This window comes from Corynebacterium sp. CCUG 70398, assembly GCF_024454055.1.
Classification (GTDB): Bacteria; Actinomycetota; Actinomycetes; order Mycobacteriales; family Mycobacteriaceae; genus Corynebacterium; species Corynebacterium genitalium.
The window spans coordinates 284,935-301,168 of the sequence record NZ_JAGPYZ010000002.1 but is presented as its reverse complement, the minus strand read 5'-3'; the positions used below and the strand labels follow the sequence as shown (position 1 = coordinate 301,168).

The 16,234-nt window shown below is 63.4% G+C and carries 16 protein-coding genes; 10 read left to right on the top strand and 6 right to left on the bottom strand.

What is annotated here, in order from left to right:
* The first annotated feature begins 18 nt into the window (after positions 1–18).
* Positions 19–342 (top strand): DUF2516 family protein, encoded by a 324-nt coding sequence (locus tag KBX07_RS04050; RefSeq protein WP_005287032.1) that lies wholly within the window; start codon positions 19–21, stop codon positions 340–342.
* Positions 339–947 (top strand): hypothetical protein, encoded by a 609-nt coding sequence (locus KBX07_RS04045; RefSeq protein WP_256023105.1) that lies wholly within the window; start codon positions 339–341, stop codon positions 945–947. Before KBX07_RS04050 ends, KBX07_RS04045 begins: the two co-directional genes overlap by 4 nt.
* Positions 948–963: 16 nt before the next feature.
* Here the strand turns inward: KBX07_RS04045 and KBX07_RS04040 are convergent, their stop codons facing one another.
* From KBX07_RS04040 to KBX07_RS04030, 3 genes are all read right to left on the bottom strand, one after another.
* On the bottom strand, positions 964–1,770 hold the full coding sequence (locus KBX07_RS04040) for an LmeA family phospholipid-binding protein (RefSeq protein WP_255997753.1): 807 nt from the start codon (positions 1,768–1,770) through the stop codon (positions 964–966).
* 84 nt (positions 1,771–1,854) lie between these two features.
* Positions 1,855–2,670: a class I SAM-dependent methyltransferase gene (locus KBX07_RS04035; RefSeq protein WP_256023103.1), complete on the bottom strand. Its 816-nt coding sequence runs from the start codon at positions 2,668–2,670 to the stop codon at positions 1,855–1,857.
* Positions 2,671–2,704: 34 nt separating this feature from the next.
* Positions 2,705–3,196: a DUF2505 domain-containing protein gene (locus KBX07_RS04030; protein ID WP_255994357.1), complete on the bottom strand. Its 492-nt coding sequence runs from the start codon at positions 3,194–3,196 to the stop codon at positions 2,705–2,707.
* On the opposite strand from KBX07_RS04030, the gene KBX07_RS04025 reads away from it, so the two are divergent.
* Positions 3,185–4,297, top strand: coding sequence for a UDP-N-acetylmuramate dehydrogenase (locus KBX07_RS04025; RefSeq protein WP_256023102.1), 1,113 nt, complete (start codon positions 3,185–3,187; stop codon positions 4,295–4,297). The two genes, KBX07_RS04030 and KBX07_RS04025, sit on opposite strands and share 12 nt — an antisense overlap.
* 234 nt (positions 4,298–4,531) lie before the next feature.
* Here KBX07_RS04025 and KBX07_RS04020 read toward each other — a convergent pair whose 3' ends face one another.
* The gene (locus tag KBX07_RS04020; RefSeq protein ID WP_255997756.1) at positions 4,532–6,451 is read right to left on the bottom strand and encodes a long-chain-fatty-acid--CoA ligase; all 1,920 of its coding nucleotides are present in this window, start codon (positions 6,449–6,451) and stop codon (positions 4,532–4,534) included.
* Positions 6,452–6,707: 256 nt separating this feature from the next.
* Between KBX07_RS04020 and KBX07_RS04015 the strand changes: the two genes are divergently transcribed.
* Together KBX07_RS04015 and mshA are read left to right on the top strand one after the other, a co-directional pair.
* Positions 6,708–7,769: a MinD/ParA family protein gene (locus tag KBX07_RS04015; protein ID WP_005287012.1), complete on the top strand. Its 1,062-nt coding sequence runs from the start codon at positions 6,708–6,710 to the stop codon at positions 7,767–7,769.
* A gap of 10 nt (positions 7,770–7,779) precedes the next feature.
* The gene (gene mshA, locus KBX07_RS04010; RefSeq protein ID WP_256023100.1) at positions 7,780–9,051 is read left to right on the top strand and encodes a D-inositol-3-phosphate glycosyltransferase; all 1,272 of its coding nucleotides are present in this window, start codon (positions 7,780–7,782) and stop codon (positions 9,049–9,051) included.
* A 5-nt stretch (positions 9,052–9,056) separates the two neighbouring features.
* On the opposite strand, the gene KBX07_RS04005 is transcribed toward mshA, so the two are convergent.
* Entirely contained in the window at positions 9,057–10,334 is a 1,278-nt protein-coding gene (locus tag KBX07_RS04005; protein WP_256001607.1) for a hypothetical protein, read from the bottom strand.
* A gap of 78 nt (positions 10,335–10,412) precedes the next feature.
* Here KBX07_RS04005 and KBX07_RS04000 point away from each other — a divergent pair, with 78 nt between their 5' ends.
* From KBX07_RS04000 to KBX07_RS03990, 3 genes are read left to right on the top strand one after another with little or no spacing between them, the layout of a single operon-like run.
* Positions 10,413–11,159, top strand: a complete 747-nt coding sequence (locus tag KBX07_RS04000; RefSeq protein WP_255997762.1) for a phosphoglyceromutase — start codon at positions 10,413–10,415, stop codon at positions 11,157–11,159.
* 31 nt (positions 11,160–11,190) lie between these two features.
* Positions 11,191–12,393 carry a cell wall metabolism sensor histidine kinase WalK gene (locus KBX07_RS03995; RefSeq protein ID WP_005287002.1) on the top strand — a complete coding sequence of 401 codons (1,203 nt, stop codon included), beginning with the start codon at positions 11,191–11,193 and terminating at the stop codon, positions 12,391–12,393.
* Entirely contained in the window at positions 12,390–13,091 is a 702-nt protein-coding gene (locus KBX07_RS03990) for a response regulator (protein ID WP_005286999.1), read from the top strand. Before KBX07_RS03995 ends, KBX07_RS03990 begins: the two co-directional genes overlap by 4 nt.
* A gap of 19 nt (positions 13,092–13,110) precedes the next feature.
* On the opposite strand, the gene KBX07_RS03985 is transcribed toward KBX07_RS03990, so the two are convergent.
* Positions 13,111–13,983 carry a hypothetical protein gene (locus KBX07_RS03985; protein WP_255994363.1) on the bottom strand — a complete coding sequence of 291 codons (873 nt, stop codon included), beginning with the start codon at positions 13,981–13,983 and terminating at the stop codon, positions 13,111–13,113.
* A gap of 34 nt (positions 13,984–14,017) precedes the next feature.
* Between KBX07_RS03985 and KBX07_RS03980 the strand changes: the two genes are divergently transcribed.
* Positions 14,018–14,959, top strand: a complete 942-nt coding sequence (locus tag KBX07_RS03980) for a Ppx/GppA phosphatase family protein (protein ID WP_256023099.1) — start codon at positions 14,018–14,020, stop codon at positions 14,957–14,959.
* Positions 14,960–16,186, top strand: coding sequence for a hypothetical protein (locus KBX07_RS03975; protein ID WP_256023097.1), 1,227 nt, complete (start codon positions 14,960–14,962; stop codon positions 16,184–16,186).
* Positions 16,187–16,234 lie beyond the last annotated feature (48 nt).

Below are 16,234 nucleotides of genomic sequence, written 5' to 3'. Positions count from 1 at the left end.
AGGTTCGGCCTGAACGCTATGACGCTTCTCAACCTCCAGAACATGCCGCTTGAGGGATGGATCATGCTGTCGCCAGCTTTGCTCCGCAGCGTCCTCATGCTGATTGTGGGTCTGGCGGGCATTGCGGGGGCAGTCATGGCGGGCCTGACCCGTTCGGACGCATTCCCGGCAGGCGACCGCATGCCGAAGGTCGCGTGGGTAGGCATCTTGCTGGTCAGCTCGCTTGCATGCTTGAGCGGTAGGGCATTCATCGGCCTGATTGGCTGCGTGTTCATCGGTTTGTACTTCTTCGATGTCCGTCCGCACCTGAAGAACATCATCGGCGGGAATTACAGCTGGTGACCGACGATCTCACCTGGCTCGCCCCGCGCGTCGGCCGCAACCGCGTTCTCAGCGGTAGGGTCAGCGATGAACAGTTCGCGTCGCTTATCGACGTCGCACGCGCCGGCCACATCGTCGAACCCACCGGCGTCACCGCCCAGGCTGCGGCACCGAACACGGGCACGGGCGACGGTATGGGCAGCGTCATCGCTCTCATCGGGTGGCCGACGGGCCGCCACCACAGCCTGATCAAAGCCGCCGAGGCGCGCCTTGCCGTAGATGAAGGAGCGACCGAGGTCTGGTTGGCCATCGACGACACATTGGTCGGCACCACGGATGGCTTGAACGCCGTGCTCGCAGACATCATTGCTGTGCGCCAAGTCGTGGATTCCCGCGCGCGGCTTGGGGTGACGTGCCCCGCCGCAGTGGGGGTGGATGCCATCACTCAGCTGGACGCTGTGGCCCAGCGTGGGGGAGTCGATCTCCTCGCGGTGGAGCTCAGGGAATCAAGCGAGCCGCCTGCGCTGAATGGGCTCGCGTGCGAAACAGCCTTTTACGGCACCATCCCCACGTTGGACGCTGCGCTGGACCTGCTGCTGGCAGGCGCCGCGCGCGTATACGTGTAGCTGCGGTGCGCGCAGGCTACACGGCTAGTTCGTTGAGGTGCACGTTGTGGCCGTAGACAACGATCTTGAACCCGTTGTCGATGACGGAGAACTCGCGGAATTCCAGCGGCCCGGCTACCTGGTCGTTGATGCCGCTTTCGAGTGCGGCACTGACTGCCTCGGAGAAGAAGTCCGGTAGGTTCCGGCCGAGAATCTGGGTGGACACGGCCGTGAAGGAGAGTTGGTTATCGACGATCTCCGGGCGGAGCTCGACCCCGAACGCGCCGTTGGAGAACGTGATGTTGAAGGTTCCGTCGGCGGGGTTGGTGTCCACGTCGGAGACGGTGAGGATCTCGTTGTACTCGGCGAACCGGCCTTCGTTGGATTCCTCCAGCGCATTACCCAGCTCTTTTTGCAGCATGTCGCGGACGAGGGCTTTGGGTACTTCGGTGGACAGGGTGAGTTCGTCCGCACTCGGATCCTCGGAGTCGAGGACGAAGCCGGTGGCGTTGATGGTCGCCGGCGGGTTGCCCACAATGGCGTTGCTATCCGGTGTGAGCGTGGACGGCACATCGATATTGATCTGGTGGAGTTTGCCCTGCACCAGCCCGAAGACAACGGGCATGGCGCCGAAGTGGACCTCGGCGTCCTGTTGGGCGGCGACGCTTTCGGGCGCACTTTCCCGCAGACTGGTCTTGATCTGATCGGTGATGAACCAGCGCAGCGCTAGCTCAGCGATGAAGAACAGCACCAAGATGACGGCAATGATGCCGAAGGCGATTTTCCAGCCTTTCCCGGTGGAGCCTCTGGAGCCAGCCGGGCCCGCAGGGTAATTGCGTGTCATGGAAAGCCATTCTGGTTGAGTTCTATGCCGTTTGCCAACATGCCACCGGAGGAATCCGCTGTGAAGTGGCTGTACACCCCAAGATTACTGGTTACTTGGCGCGACGATGTCCCACCCCACCGTGAGAGTGTTGTCGCGGATGCGGCGGCGGATGGGGTCGAGGGGCCAGCCGTCGGCAAGCAAAAGCGCGCGTGCCTCCCGCCAGCGGACGCGCGGGCCGTGCGGCGCCCACCCGGAGGAGCGCTCCCAGGCAGCGTCTGCGGCCGAGAGCAGCGCATGAATGGGTTCACCGGGGACATTGCGGTGGATGAGCACCTTCGGCAGGCGCTCGGCGACGTCGCTCGGCTTATCGACGTCCTCCGGGTCCCACGCCAACGTCAACGACTCCGGTCCAGTCGCGCTGAGCAGCACCCACGCCGCGCGACGGCCCAACTCGTCGCACGTGCCCTCGATGAACAGCCCACCCGGGGCAAGCCGCCCGCAGACGGATGCCCAGGCCGCCTCCACATCCGCGACATCGTACTGGCGCAGCACGTTGAACGCCCGGACTAAGTGGGGTTGGTAACCGGCCAGTTCAAACCCGCCGAGTTCGAAGGTCACGCCGTCGCGGGGCGGAAGCACCCGATCCGGGTCGATCTCGAGCCCGATCACGCGGGCGGCAGGATTGATCTGGCGCATCCAGCGGGCCCATTCGACGGTGGTGGTGTGGGAGGCGCCGTAGCCGACGTCGATAAGCATAGGCGCAGGCTCCGCACGCAACAGTGACTGGACCTGCGGGTGGTAGCGCGTCCACCTGTCGGAGCGGCGCAGGCGGTTATATCCGGTCGTGCCGCGGGTGATCACGCCAAAAGGCCGACCATGCCCAGTCTGCGCGCGCAGATTATGGGCGTGGTCGGCCATTTTCTAGGGGTGTCTCGTTCGCGAGCGTGCGAAACTACAGGTTCTCAGAAATCCACTTGTCGGTGAGCTCGCCTTCCTGGCTGAACAGGTCGCCGAGCGCCTCGCCGACCTTCGGCTCAATAGCCGGGCCCATGAAAGGGATGTTCACGGAGACTTCGTTGTCGTAGCTCAGGGTGGTGGTGTCACCAGAGCCGGCAAGCTTAATGGAGCCGCCGAAGTCAACCGGTGTGCCCTTCACGTCCGCGGTGTAGGAGACATCTGCGTTCTCACCCTCAAGCGCGCCGATGTTGACCACACGCTTGACCTTCAGGGCCTGAGAAACCATGGACTGCACGGCCTCCGGCAGGACGGTGGTGGGCAGAACCTCGTACAGGGTGACCGAGTTGTCAGTGAACTCGGCGACCTCGCCCGGCTCAGGGGAAAGGTGCTGCGCAATGTAATCCCAGTACTCGCGCGTTGACAGTGCCTTGTGCACCTTCTCAGCCGGCTGGTTAATGGTCACAGTGTTTTCGCTATGAGTTGCCATGCGATACAGACTACCGTTGTTCACGTGTCTGAATCATTAGCGCCCCTGAGCTTCAAGGATCTCACCACGCTGCGCGTCGGCGGCGTGCCACGTGCGGTGCACCGCGCGGAAACAGCAGATGAGCTCGCACGCACCGTCTCGCTTCTCGACGCTTCCACCACCCCCCTCATCATCGTCGGCGGTGGCTCGAACCTCGTCGTCGCCGAGGGCGATCTGAACCTTGACGTAGTGCTCGTGGCGAACGACGACGTGACTGTCAATGCAGACGGTGTGCCGGGCCTGGTCCGCGCCGGGGCCGGGGCAGTGTGGGACGACGTGGTCGCGCAAACTGTCGCGGCCGGGCTGTCCGGCATCGAGACGTTGTCGGGAATCCCCGGGTCCGCCGGTGCGACCCCAGTGCAGAATGTCGGCGCGTACGGTGCCGAGGTCTCCGACGTGCTCACCCGTGTGCGCCTGTACAACCGCGAAACCGGTGAAGACGAGTGGGTCCCCGCCAGCTCGCTCGACCTGGCGTACCGCTACTCCAACCTGAAATTCACAGGCCGTGCCGTTGTCCTGGAGATCGAGATGCAGCTCGAGCCGTCCGAACTCGCCATCCCGCTGCGCCACCTGGGTGGTGAGCGCCTCCCGCTTGCCGACGCCCGCGCAGAGATCCTCCGCGTCCGCGCCTCCAAAGGCATGGTCCTCGACCCCGCAGACCACGACACCTGGTCCGCCGGGTCCTTCTTCACCAACCCGATTGTGACCCCGGCTGTTGCGGACCGGGTTGCCGCGCTGGTCAATGACGTCGCGCCGGGTGAAGGCGACACCATGCCCCGCTACCCGGTGCCCGCGTCTGGAGAACACCCTGATGGGGCCGTGAAGCTCTCCGCCGCCTGGATTATCGAGCGCGCCGGCTTCCCCCGTGGCTTCCCCGGCGACGCCGATCCCAACGCTCCCGCCCGGCTGTCCACCAAGCACACTCTCGCGCTGACCAACCGCGGCACCGCTACCGCCGACGACATTGTCGCCCTGGCCCGCACCATCCGCGCGGGTGTCCAGGACAAGTTCGGCGTGACACTCGAGCCGGAGCCGGTCTGGATCGGCGTGTCCATCGATTAGCGCGCTAGCTCGCTCGTGATCCGAGCTGCGCAAAAGTTGACATTTCGATTGTATTGGTAGAGCGATAGAAAACCCCTACCAGGCGCTTTGAAACCATAAGCTAAAGCGCATGTAAAGTTTTGCGCAACCGCGCGGATGCTCGCGCCAATACCCGTGCGGCCCCACGTGCGCATGCGAAAACCCGGTCACGTGCGGAACCTGAATGGTTCGACCTGGCCGGGTTTCTGTGAGCGATTAGTTCTCGGGCTCGTTGAGGCGGTGACGTCCGGCGTTGTCGTCGGCGTCGCCCTGGTCGGACTGATCAGTCTGCTCAGCCTGGCCAGCCTGAACCTCGTTGCCTTCGGGGGCCTGCTCGACAGACCAGTTGTTTTCCTTCTCGCCCTTCTGGATCTCTTCCTCGGTGGGCTGCTCTGGCTTGCCGTCGGAGTTCTCGCCGTCGGCGGCGGTGCCGGCGTTGAGGCGGTCGAGTAGTGACTGCTGGACCTCGCGGCGGCGGATCTTGCCGGTCATATCGCGGTTGAGTTCCTCGAAGTGGTAGAAGGTGCGCGGCACCTTGTACGGGGTGAGGCGCTCACGGGCGTAGTCCTGCAGGCCCTGCGGGTCGAGAGCGGCACCCTCGGCAAGGGTGACACAGGCGACGACGTCCTCGGAGCCGTCCTCGCGCGGGCGACCGACGACGGCGATGTCCTCGATGTCGCGGTGTTCACGCATGACGTTTTCGACCTCGTCCGGGTAGACGTTGAAACCACCGGTGATGATCATCTCCTTGATACGGGAGACCAGGCGGATCCAGCCGTCTTCCTCCATGACACCCATGTCGCCGGTGCGGAAGTAACCGTCGGCGAAGGCCTTCTCGGTGGCTTCGGGCTTGTTCAGGTAGCCCTTCATGACCTGCGGGCCCTTGACCACGAGCTCGCCCGCTTCGCCGTCGGGCATGACCTCGGTCGGGTTGTCCGGGTTGACAATGCGCACGATGGTGTTCGGGAACGGCACGCCGACGTAGCCTGGGCGGCGCGAGCCGTCCATCGGGTTGGCAGTGACAATCGGAGAGGTCTCGGTCAGGCCGTAACCTTCAACCAGGTTGCCGCCGGTGACCTTCTCCCACGTCTCCACGGTGGTGACCGGCAGGGTGGAAGCCCCGGAGAAGGAGTTGCGGATCGAGGTCAGCTTCTTGCCGCCCTCCAGTGCAGACTGGCCGATGCGCTGGTACAGGGTGGGAACGCCCGGCATCCAAGTCGGAGGGTTCTTCTTCAGCGCGTCCTGGATCAGGTCCGGCTCCGGAGCGGGCAGCAGGATGATTTCACCGCCGACCATGATGCCCAGGCCGAGGTTGAGGGCGAGACCGTAGACGTGGAAGAGCGGCAGGACAGCCAGGATCTTCTCGTCTTCCTTGCCCAGGTCCCGCACCCAGGCCTTGCCGGCCTTCATCTGGTGGTTGAAGTTGCCGTGGGTGATCTGCGCACCCTTGGGTTCGCCGGTGGTGCCGGAGGTGTAGAGGATGACCGCGGTGGTGTCCTGGTCGATGTCCGGGTTTTGCAGGTCGTGGCCTTCGCCGCCGATCGCGGACGACAGCAGGGTTTCGAACGGAATAGTGTCGGGGGCCGGGCCGGAGAGCTTCTTACGGGACTCGCGCAGCTTCTTCAGCGGCACGTATTTCAGGGCCAGCTCCATGTACTTCGGCATGGACTTGGTCATGTCGACGGAGACGATGGTCTCCAGTGGAGTGTCCTTGCGCAGGCCGCCCAGGTTGCCGGCAGCCTTGTCCCACATGATGGCCACGCGTGCGCCGTGGTCGTTGAACTGGACGCGCAGTTCGTGCTCGGTGTAGAGCGGGTTGTGGGCGACCACGGATGCGCCGAGCTTCAAAACAGCGATGAAGGAGATGACGAACTCGGGGCAGTTGGGCATGACCAAAGCAACGCGGTCGCCCGGACGGACACCGAAGGCCTTCAGGCCGGCGGCCGCGCTGCGGACCTGCTTGTCCAGCTCTGCGTAAGTCGTGGTCTTGCCGAAGAACCACAGTGCGTTCTTGTAGGACTTCTTTGCCAGCGTGGCATCGTAGATGTCCAGAATGGTGTCGTCGCCCAGCTCCACCTCGTGCGGGGTCCACTCCGCGTAGCTGGATAACCAGGCTTTTTCTTCGTATGCCGACATGGCTGTCTGCCCTCCAAACGTGATCAGCGATTGATTTACTTTGCCTAAGTGTAGTTGTGATTCGACAGTTTCGACGGAATATTTATGATCTTTGTCACCTTGCTGCCAGTTGTCTGAATGTCGCTGCCCGCCAGGTGCAGTCTTGCCGGCGGCAGGGTAACCGGGCGAAACATGCCCGTCGGCGGTACACTCGCGATGAATGGGGAAAGCTTTCGGGCGTTTCCGCACTTTCAGGGGATCATCGGGGGGAATTGAGATGACCGATCTGTACCAGAAGTACGCCAACACCGGGCTGGGGGAGTGGGTGCCGGATGGGCCCGTCCCGCAGCCGGAGGTGCGAGCTGAGGCGGGGCAGGGGTCCGTCGATAAGCATGCTGAAAGCCACAAGCGAGCGCCGCAGAGCCTCGACCAGGCAAACGTCGTGCGCGGCGTCAAAGCACCCCCGGCGAAAGGGTGGCGCAAGCTCGTCCATGGTGCCTCGGGTGGACGGATCAATCCCGGTGCCTCTCGCAAAGAATTGGCTGCCGCGACGTTAGAGGAAGCCATGCGCACGCCTTTACGCGGTGATTATCGGATCGCGGTGATGTCGCTCAAGGGCGGGGTGGGCAAGACGACAACGACGGTCGCGTTGGGGTCGGTATTGGCGGAATCGCGCGGTGACAGGGTGATCGCCATTGACGCGAACCCGGACTTCGGCACCTTGGCCCAACGTGTCGCCGCGCCGGGCCCAGCGACGATCCGCGATCTACTCGCGGCCTCAGACACGTCGCGGTACGCGCACGTCCGCGGGTTTACCACCCAAGGGGCTTCCCGCCTCGAAGTCATTGGCTCCGAACGCGACCCGGCCGTGTCGGAGGCGTTCAGCGAGTACGACTACCGCCGTGCCGTCGACATCCTGCAGCACCACTACAACCTCATCCTCACTGACTGCGGGACAGGGCTGATGCACTCTGCCATGGCGGGCGTGTTGGATTTGGCCAACACGTTGATCCTGGTCAGCTCCCCGGCTCTCGACGGCGCACAGTCCGCCTCGGCGACTTTGGACTGGCTCAACCTGCACGGTTATGACAGGCTCGCGGCCAACGCGGTCGTTGTGGTGTCGTCGGCCACGCCGAAGTCGCCGGTGAACATGGACAGTGTGGTCGCGCATTTCGGCGCGCGGACCCGAGCCGTGCACGTGATTCCTTATGACCCGCACCTTGCTGAAGGTGCCGTGGTCGACATTGCGCGCCTGCACCCGCGGACAATGCAGGCATACCGCGAGCTCGCAGCGACAGTTGCCAGCGACTTCGGGCAGTGGCATAAGCACGCGCGATAGACTGCGGGTCATGCGCGTGGCCATGATCTCTATGCACACCTCCCCGCTGGAGCAGCCGGGGTCCGGCGATGCTGGCGGGATGAACGTTTACATTCTCAACATCGCCCGCGAGCTCGCAGCAAGCGGCACCGAGGTGGACGTGTTCACCCGTGCGACGAGGCCCAGCCAGGGCGAGGTGGTGCGCGTCAGCGAGAATTTGCGGGTGGTCAATGTCGTCGCCGGCCCTTACGAGGGTCTGGCCAAAGAAGAGCTGCCCACCCAGCTCGCCGCCTTCGCCGGTGGCGTGATGCAGTTTGTCCGGCAGGAAGGCCGTCCCTACGACCTGATCCATTCCCACTATTGGCTCTCCGGCCAGGTGGGGTGGCTGTTGCGTGACCTTGCCGGGGTGCCGCTGATCCACACTGGTCACACGTGGGCGGCGGTGAAGAACGCGGCGCGCGAAGCTGCGGCGGACTCGGATTCCCCAGAGACGGAGGCCCGCCGCATTTGCGAGCAGCAGCTCGTGGACAACGCCGATTGCATCGTGGTCAACACTGCCGACGAGACCCAACAGCTAGTCCGCTATTACGATGCCGAGCCTGAGCGGATCAGCGTGGTCACCCCCGGCGCTGACACGCGCCTGTTCACGCCGGGCACGAACCGCAACACGGAGCTTGCCCGCCGCCACCTGGGCATCCCGTTGGACAGCAAAGTGATCGCGTTCGTGGGCCGCATGCAGGAGTTCAAGGGGCCGCAGGTGCTTATCCGGGCGGCTGCGGAATTGTTCGACCGCGACCCGGACCGCAACTTGCGCATCATCATGTGCGGTGGCGCGTCGGGTGCGGATTCATCGGTCGACTTCTACCGTGCGATGGCCCATAAGCTGGGCATTGGCCGCAAGGTTCGCTTCTTGGGGCCGCGCCCGCCAGAAGAGCTCGTCCAGATCTACCAGGCCGCAGATATTGTCGCGGTGCCCAGCTACAACGAGTCATTCGGTCTTGTCGCCATCGAGGCGCAGGCCGCGGGCACGCCAGTCGTCGCGGCGCGGGTGGGCGGTCTGCCTCTGGCCGTCGCAGACGGGGAAACGGGAGTGCTTGTCGACGGTCACGCTCCCGACGCGTGGGCGGATGCGCTCGAGCAGTTGCTTATCGACGACTCCACCCGCCTCACCATGGCCACCGCCGCCGTGAAACGCGCTGCCACGTTCAGTTGGGCGGCGTCAGCCGAAGCACTCTCGCAGGTGTACGACGAGGTGCTAGAGGGGTTCACCCCCATGGATCACAGGGACGCCACGGGGGAGTAGCCCTTTTACTCGTAACCGAGTTCCTCCAGTGCCCACTGGAAGCCGACATTGGACAGGGCATTGCCGTAGGCCGTGGCGGCCGTTCCCACCTCGGTGGCGAACTCATTGGCGGCGGAGGCAACCTCCGGAACCGTTGCCTGTCCAGTGGCGACAGCCACGGCCGAGCCAGCGGCGAGCGTCTGCGCCTCTGCGCCGATGACAGCGGCATCCTGCTGAGCGGACTCAACCACCATGCCGAAGACCTCTTGGTTGGTGGGCGGAACCAGATCCTCCGGGGCCACATCCGGGTTGTTCTCCAGGATGTAGGAGTCGACAGCGTTGTCTTCTTCGTCCATGGAGACGAACTCTGCACGCGGCTGGTTCGGGGCGGCGGGGGTGAAGTAGTCGTTCACTTGACCGTCGGGAACGTCGTAGGCGAGCTCGATTGCGCGGTCGGCGCGCTGTGCGGTGCCCAGCGGACCCACGCCGAGGGAGGACACGCCAATGATCTGACCGGTGGAGGGGTCAAAGTTCACCCCGCCCGAGTCGCCGTGCTTGTAATCCAGCGAGACGTGCCAGACGTTGTCCGCCGTGTAGAGCAGCTGGTAACCGCACTTGCGGGCGCCGATCATTCCGTCCTTACAGATCGGCTGGCCGAAGTTGTCGAAGGAAACCTCGCCCGGGCGCAGCGTGCGGTAGTCGCGCACACCGGTCAGCGTCACGGGGGTGGAGCCGTTGCGGTTCGCCTTGTCCTTGGAGGAGGCGGAACCGTCGACGGCAGTGTCGTCGTCAAGCACCACGATGCCCCAGTCAACCGTGGTCATCGCCGTTTCCGGGATCGCGAGGGGATTCACCGGCGCCCCGCCTTGGAAATGCACCATGCCGGTTGCGCCGATGCGTTCGTAGCCGTCGCGCGTGGGTGCGTAGACATCGCTGCCCAGCAGCAGGCCGGTCTCGGTGTCGCCGACGACGCAGTGGCCAGCGGTCACCATGATGCGCTGGGTCGTGCCATCAGGCAGAAGCACATCGCCAATGGGGCCTTGGCTGCAGGCGAGAGTGAATGCCTCCGGCGGCATATCCATGCCCGTGGCTTCTTCGACGCTGACATCGGGGCCAAACGGGAATTCGGGGTCATACGGCAGCACGCGCATGGGCGCGCCGGGAGCAGCTGCAGCGCCCGTGTCAGCATGGGCCTGCGGTGCTGCCTCAGTGGCGGTGGCGAGGGTGAGAGTGCTGAACGCGAAAGCCAGCACGACGGCGGGAGAGAAAATACGACGAGTAATCACATGAAGAACATAAGCCACATCTTTCTAAAATTCTACTTAACTTCCTGTGAGAAAAATGACCAGCGAAAATAGCCAGAAAATGGCATGCTGGGGGCTATGAGCAACGGAAAGCTAATCCTTGTACGCCACGGACAGAGCACCTGGAACGAGTCCAACCAATTCACGGGCTGGGTCGATGTTGACCTGACCGAAAAGGGCGAGGCTGAAGCAGTCAACGCCGGCACGCTGATGAAAGAAAAGGGCATTCTGCCGGACATCGTGTTCACCTCCCTGCTGCGTCGCGCGATTCGCACCGCGAACATTTCCCTGAACGCGGCTGACCGTCACTGGATCCCGGTGACCCGCAACTGGCGCCTCAACGAGCGCCACTACGGCAAGCTCCAGGGCCTGAACAAGGCAGAGATCCGTGAGGAGTTCGGCGAGGAGCAGTTCATGGAGTGGCGCCGCTCTTACGACACTCCGCCTCCGGAGATCGACACGGACAACGAGTACGCGCAGACCGACGACCCGCGCTACGCGTTCCTGCCGGAGGTTCCCCGCACCGAGTGCCTCAAGGACGTCGTCGAGCGCTTCCTGCCGTACTACATCGACTCCATCCTGCCGCAGGTCCTGGACGGTAAGAACGTCATGGTCGCAGCGCACGGTAACTCCCTGCGTGCGCTGGTGAAGTACCTGGACAACATTTCCGACGAGGACATTGCCGGACTGAACATTCCCACCGGTATGCCGCTGGTGTACGAGTTCGATGACAACGGCCAAGTAACCAACCCGGGCGGTACCTACCTGGACCCGGAGGCCGCTGAGGCTGGCGCGGCCGCCGTGGCCAACCAAGGCAACAAGTAGCCTGCATGACGCAGTAGGCGATAATTAACACGTGAATTACGTTCTCGCCTTCCTTGCGGGAGGCATTGTCGTCGCCCTCGCGATCGGCGGAACCACGTGGCTCCGCCGCTGGCGGGGGCGTACCCGTACCAGCGACAACCCCGCAGACAACCAAGTCCGCACAGTCAGCCAGATCCTGCACTTGGTCATCCAGGGGTCGCCGACCGGTGTCACTGTCGTGGGCAGAAAAGGCGACGTCATCCTGTCCAACGGCCGCGCCCACGAGATGTCGATTGTGCATGACAGGACGCTGAACCCGGAGGTGTGGGGCGTCGGCAAGCAAGTGTTTGAGGACGCAGAGACCCGCGTCTTGGAATTGAACCTCAAGCACCGCTCGACCGGCTCCCGCGTGAACAACGTGCGCGCGGTGGTGCAGCCGCTGACTTTGTCGGAGAACAGCTACATCATCGTGTACTCGGTGGACGAGTCTGAAAATGTGCGCATGGAATCCGCCCGCCGCGACTTCGTGGCGAACGTCTCGCATGAGCTGAAAACCCCCGTCGGCGGCATGTCGTTGCTGGCCGAGGCTCTGCTGGAGGACCCGAACGACCCGGAGATGGTCACCTACTTCGGTGAGAAACTGGTCGGGGAAGCTCAACGCATGGGCGCAATGATCACCGACTTGATCAATCTGTCCAAGCTGCAGGGTGCTGAAGCGCTCCCGGAAATGGCCGCCGTGACCGTCGACGAGATCATCGACGAAGCGATGGAACGCAACCTTCTCACTGCCGAAAACCAAGAGATCGAGCTCAACCGCGGCGAACGCACCGACACAATGATCATGGCAGACAAGTCTCTGTTGGTCACGGCTCTGTCGAACCTGATCACAAACGCGATCAATTACTCGCCGAAAGGTCAGCCAGTCAGCGTTAGCCAAAAAGTCGTCCGCGATTCGGTGGTGCTCATCCGCGTCACCGACCGCGGCATTGGTATCGCGCCGGAAGACCAGAAGCGTGTGTTCGAGCGTTTCTTCCGCGTGGACAAGGCGCGGTCGAGACAGACGGGCGGGACGGGGCTCGGTTTGGCCATCGTCAAGCACGTCGTGGCAAACCATGGCGGTAATATCAAGCTGTGGTCGCGTTTGGGAACGGGATCAACGTTCACGATCGAGTTGCCGGTGCACAAACCGGACCCGTCGAGTGCAACGGTCGTTCCCACAGAGATCGCCGAGTTGGACAATAAGGAGCAGCAATGACACCGACCATCCTGATCGTCGAGGATGAGGAATCGCTGGCAGACCCGCTTGCCTACCTTCTGCGCAAGGAAGGCTTTGAGGCGGTTGTCGCGCCGGACGGCCAGGCCGCGCTGACGCAGTTCGAGGCCAATAATGTCGACTTGGTTCTGCTCGACCTGATGCTGCCGGGCATGTCGGGGACCGACGTGTGCAAGAAGCTGCGTGCCACCTCCGATGTGCCGATCATCATGGTCACCGCGCGCGATACGGAAATCGACAAAGTCGTCGGCCTCGAGCTCGGTGCGGATGACTATGTGACCAAGCCGTACTCCACCCGCGAACTGATCGCCCGCATCCGGGCCGTGCTGCGACGCCGTTCCGATGTTGCGGACCCGCCGGGGGAGGAAGAGTCCAGCGAGAACATCCTCGAGGGCGGCCGCGTGCGTCTCGACGTCGAGCGTCACACCGTCTACGTCGACGACCAGCCTGTTCCGATGCCATTGAAGGAATTCGACCTGCTCGAGTACCTTATGCGCAACGCTGGCCGTGTGCTCACCCGCGGTCAGCTCATCGACCGCATCTGGGGTTCGGACTACGTCGGCGACACCAAGACCCTCGACGTGCACGTCAAGCGCCTGCGCACGAAGATCGAACAAGAGCCCTCCCGTCCGGAGCAGCTCATCACTGTCCGCGGGTTGGGCTACAAGTTCGAAGCGTGATGTCGCCGGCGTCGCGGCGTCACGATTGTGCGGCGCGGGTCGCCGGGTGCACGGCCTTCGATTCTGCGGGTAGTGCGGCGCGGGCTTCGCAATGCTTCGCGACGATCCCGTATGCCTCCGCACCGATCAACTGCGTCAACTCGTCTTTCATCGACTTCCACACAGGAACCGCAGTGCTCGAGCCAGAGTGGCAGGCAGGGTCGTTGGTGCACCACCAGTCGAAGTCTTCGCCCCCGTCGCCCCACTGACGGCGGTCGTACTCGCCGATGGTGGTGCGCAGGATTTCTTGGCCGTCGCCGCGCTCCTCCCACGAGTCCTCGCGGGAAAATGGCACCTGCCAGCACACTTCCGGTTTTGAACCGATGATGTTGCGGCCTTCATCCATTGCCCACTGGTGCAGTGCGCACCCGGGGCCGGTGGGGTGGCCGTGGCGGTTGGCGAAGATGCACGCTCCGTCGACAAGCTTTGTTTTGATGGAGGGTTCCTCATCGTCCTCGTCCCACTCGAGCCACGGCTCCAACTCGGTCGGGTCGGCTGCCTCTATATAGCTGTCGACATCGTCGGGGCGCAGCTGCCAGAACCGTGCGGGCATGTCGGCGACAGCGTTGTAAAGGTCGTCGCGGTCGTGCTCGTCCGACAGGTAGGCACCGTGGATGCAGCACCCAACGACTGGGAGTTCTTGTGAAATACCGCGGCACTGCGGTGTGCCGAAGCGGCACGACCATGTCGATTCCAGCCACGTGAGGTCGAGGGAGAAGTAGTGCAATGGATCGTCGGGGTGGACGAATTCGAACCATTCGTGCGGGAAATCAGGTGGCAATTCATGGCCTGCACGGATTGATTTTCCAGCGGGGGAGTCAGATGGAAAGCCCAAAAACACAGGTTGGTTCACAGTGAATCACGGTAGACGGTCTAGTGTTGAGCCTGTGCGACTAGGTGTATTGGACGTGGGCAGTAACACTGTCCACCTCGTGGCAGTAGATGCAAAAAGCGGCGGCCGCCCGACGCCAATGAGCGACTGGAAGCAGTCGCTGCGGCTCGTGGAAATGCTCGATTCTGAGGGCAACATCGACGACAAGGGCGTGAAAAAGCTCACCGAAGCGGTGCAAGAAGCCGCTGATCTGGCGGATAACCTCAAGTGCGAAGAATTCCTCGCCTTCGCCACCTCTGCGGTGCGGTCTGCCACCAACTCCCAAGAAGTGCTGGCTCACCTGGAAAAGAAGACCGGCGTGAAGCTCAAGGTGCTTTCCGGTCAGGACGAAGCACGGCTGACATTTCTGGCAGTGCGCCGCTGGTACGGTTGGTCCGCTGGGCGCATTACCAACTTGGACATCGGCGGCGGCTCGCTGGAGATGAGCACGGGTAATGACGAGGTCCCGGATATCGACGTTTCCCTCGACTTGGGTGCTGGCCGCTTGACCCATGAATGGTTTGACTCTGACCCGCCGGAAAAGAAGACGGTGAACGCTCTTCGTGATTTCATTGACGCGGAACTGTCTTCCGCCGCTGAAGAGTTCCTCGTCCGCGGTGAAGCAGGTCTGGCCGTAGGTACCTCGAAGACGTTCCGGACCTTGGCGCGTCTGACAGGTTCCGCTCCGTCGTCCGCTGGCCCCTACGTCCAGCGCACGCTGACGGCTCCGGGTTTGCGCCAGCTCATCGCCTTCATTACCCGCATGACGGCGTCCGATCGGGCGGAGCTTGAAGGCGTGTCCTCCGACCGCTCCCACCAAATTGTGGCCGGCGCGCTGGTGGCGGAAGCAGCCATGAGGGCACTGAAACTTGATAAGTTAGATATCTGCCCGTGGGCATTGCGCGAAGGCGTGATCCTGCGTCAGATAGACATGGGACAGTCTGAAGGAGACGAGTAGATGGCCGAAAAGCAACTCACTGTTGCCGAGCTGATGGCCCGGGCGCAGCAGGAGAATCCCGAAACCGACGCTGAGGGCCAGCCCCGCCGCCGTCGTCGCCGCAGCATTGAAGAAGGCGGTGTGACCGTCGCCGAACTGACTGGCTCCTTCAAGAAGGTCAACGCCCGCCCGGCCCAGGTCAAGCACTCTTCTGTGCCGCTTGACGACGATGCTGCCGAAAGCTCCGAGTCAGCCGAAGCGGTCAAGCCCGACGAGGCAGTTAAGTCTGACGCGGGTGTGAAGTCCGCCGAGTCGGAGGCGCCTGCGGACGAGCAGAAGGTCGAGCAGAAGTCCGAGGAAAAGACTGCGCAGAAGTCCGCGTCCAAGGATGCGGCCGAGGTGTCTGCCACCGAGGGGCGTTCTGACGAGTCCCCGGTCGCACTGACCAAGTTCCGTCCTGTTCAGTCCACGCCGTCCCAAGCTGAGTCGTCCCAGTCTGAGGCGGATCAGACAGCTCAGCCAGCACAGGCAGCGCAGCCAGCCAAGCCCGAGCCGACGCAGCTCACGTCGGAGCAGCCTGACAACGCAGATGGCGTGACCCTGCGCAAGGTTTCCCGCGCGGATGCTGTCCAGGAGCGCGACACTGCTGAGGCCGCGGAGACGGAGCCGGCTACGCAGGTTCAGCCTGCCGTGCGTCCGGAACCTGCTGAGAAGCCCGCGCCGATGACATCTGTCCAGCACGAGACCCCGGTGAAGCGCGATTCGAGCGAAACCAACGTCATCCCTGTTGTCGAGGATGAGCAGAGCACCGAGCCGAAGACGGCTGCTTTTGCCGCTCCCGTTCGCGAAGAGGCCCGCGAGGACGTGCGGGACCGCAAGGTCGAGCCGCGTCAGGAGCGGGCAGAGGATCGCCTTAATGAAGCCCGCGCCGATGGCGCTGTGGAGCCGACCTACGAGGATGTGGCCAAGTACGACGCTGAGGTAGAGGACACTAGTGTCAACCCGATCATGCTGGTGCTGCTCGTCTTCGCTGGCTTGATCCTGGGTGTGCTGGTCTTCCTTGGTTTCCAGTACCTTTGGGCCACCATGAATGCGATTGTGGTCGCAGTGTTGGCTGTGGCCGCAACGGGCCTCATTGTGCTGCTCGTTCGCGCGATGAAGACCGGCCGCGACGGCCTGACTCTCACGCTCGCCGGTGTTGCCGGCGCGGTGATGACGTTCGGCCCGGCGCTGATCTCAGCCGTCTAGTCTCAACACTGACCCCGCCCGCCCCGCACGCTCAGCGTGCGGGGTTTG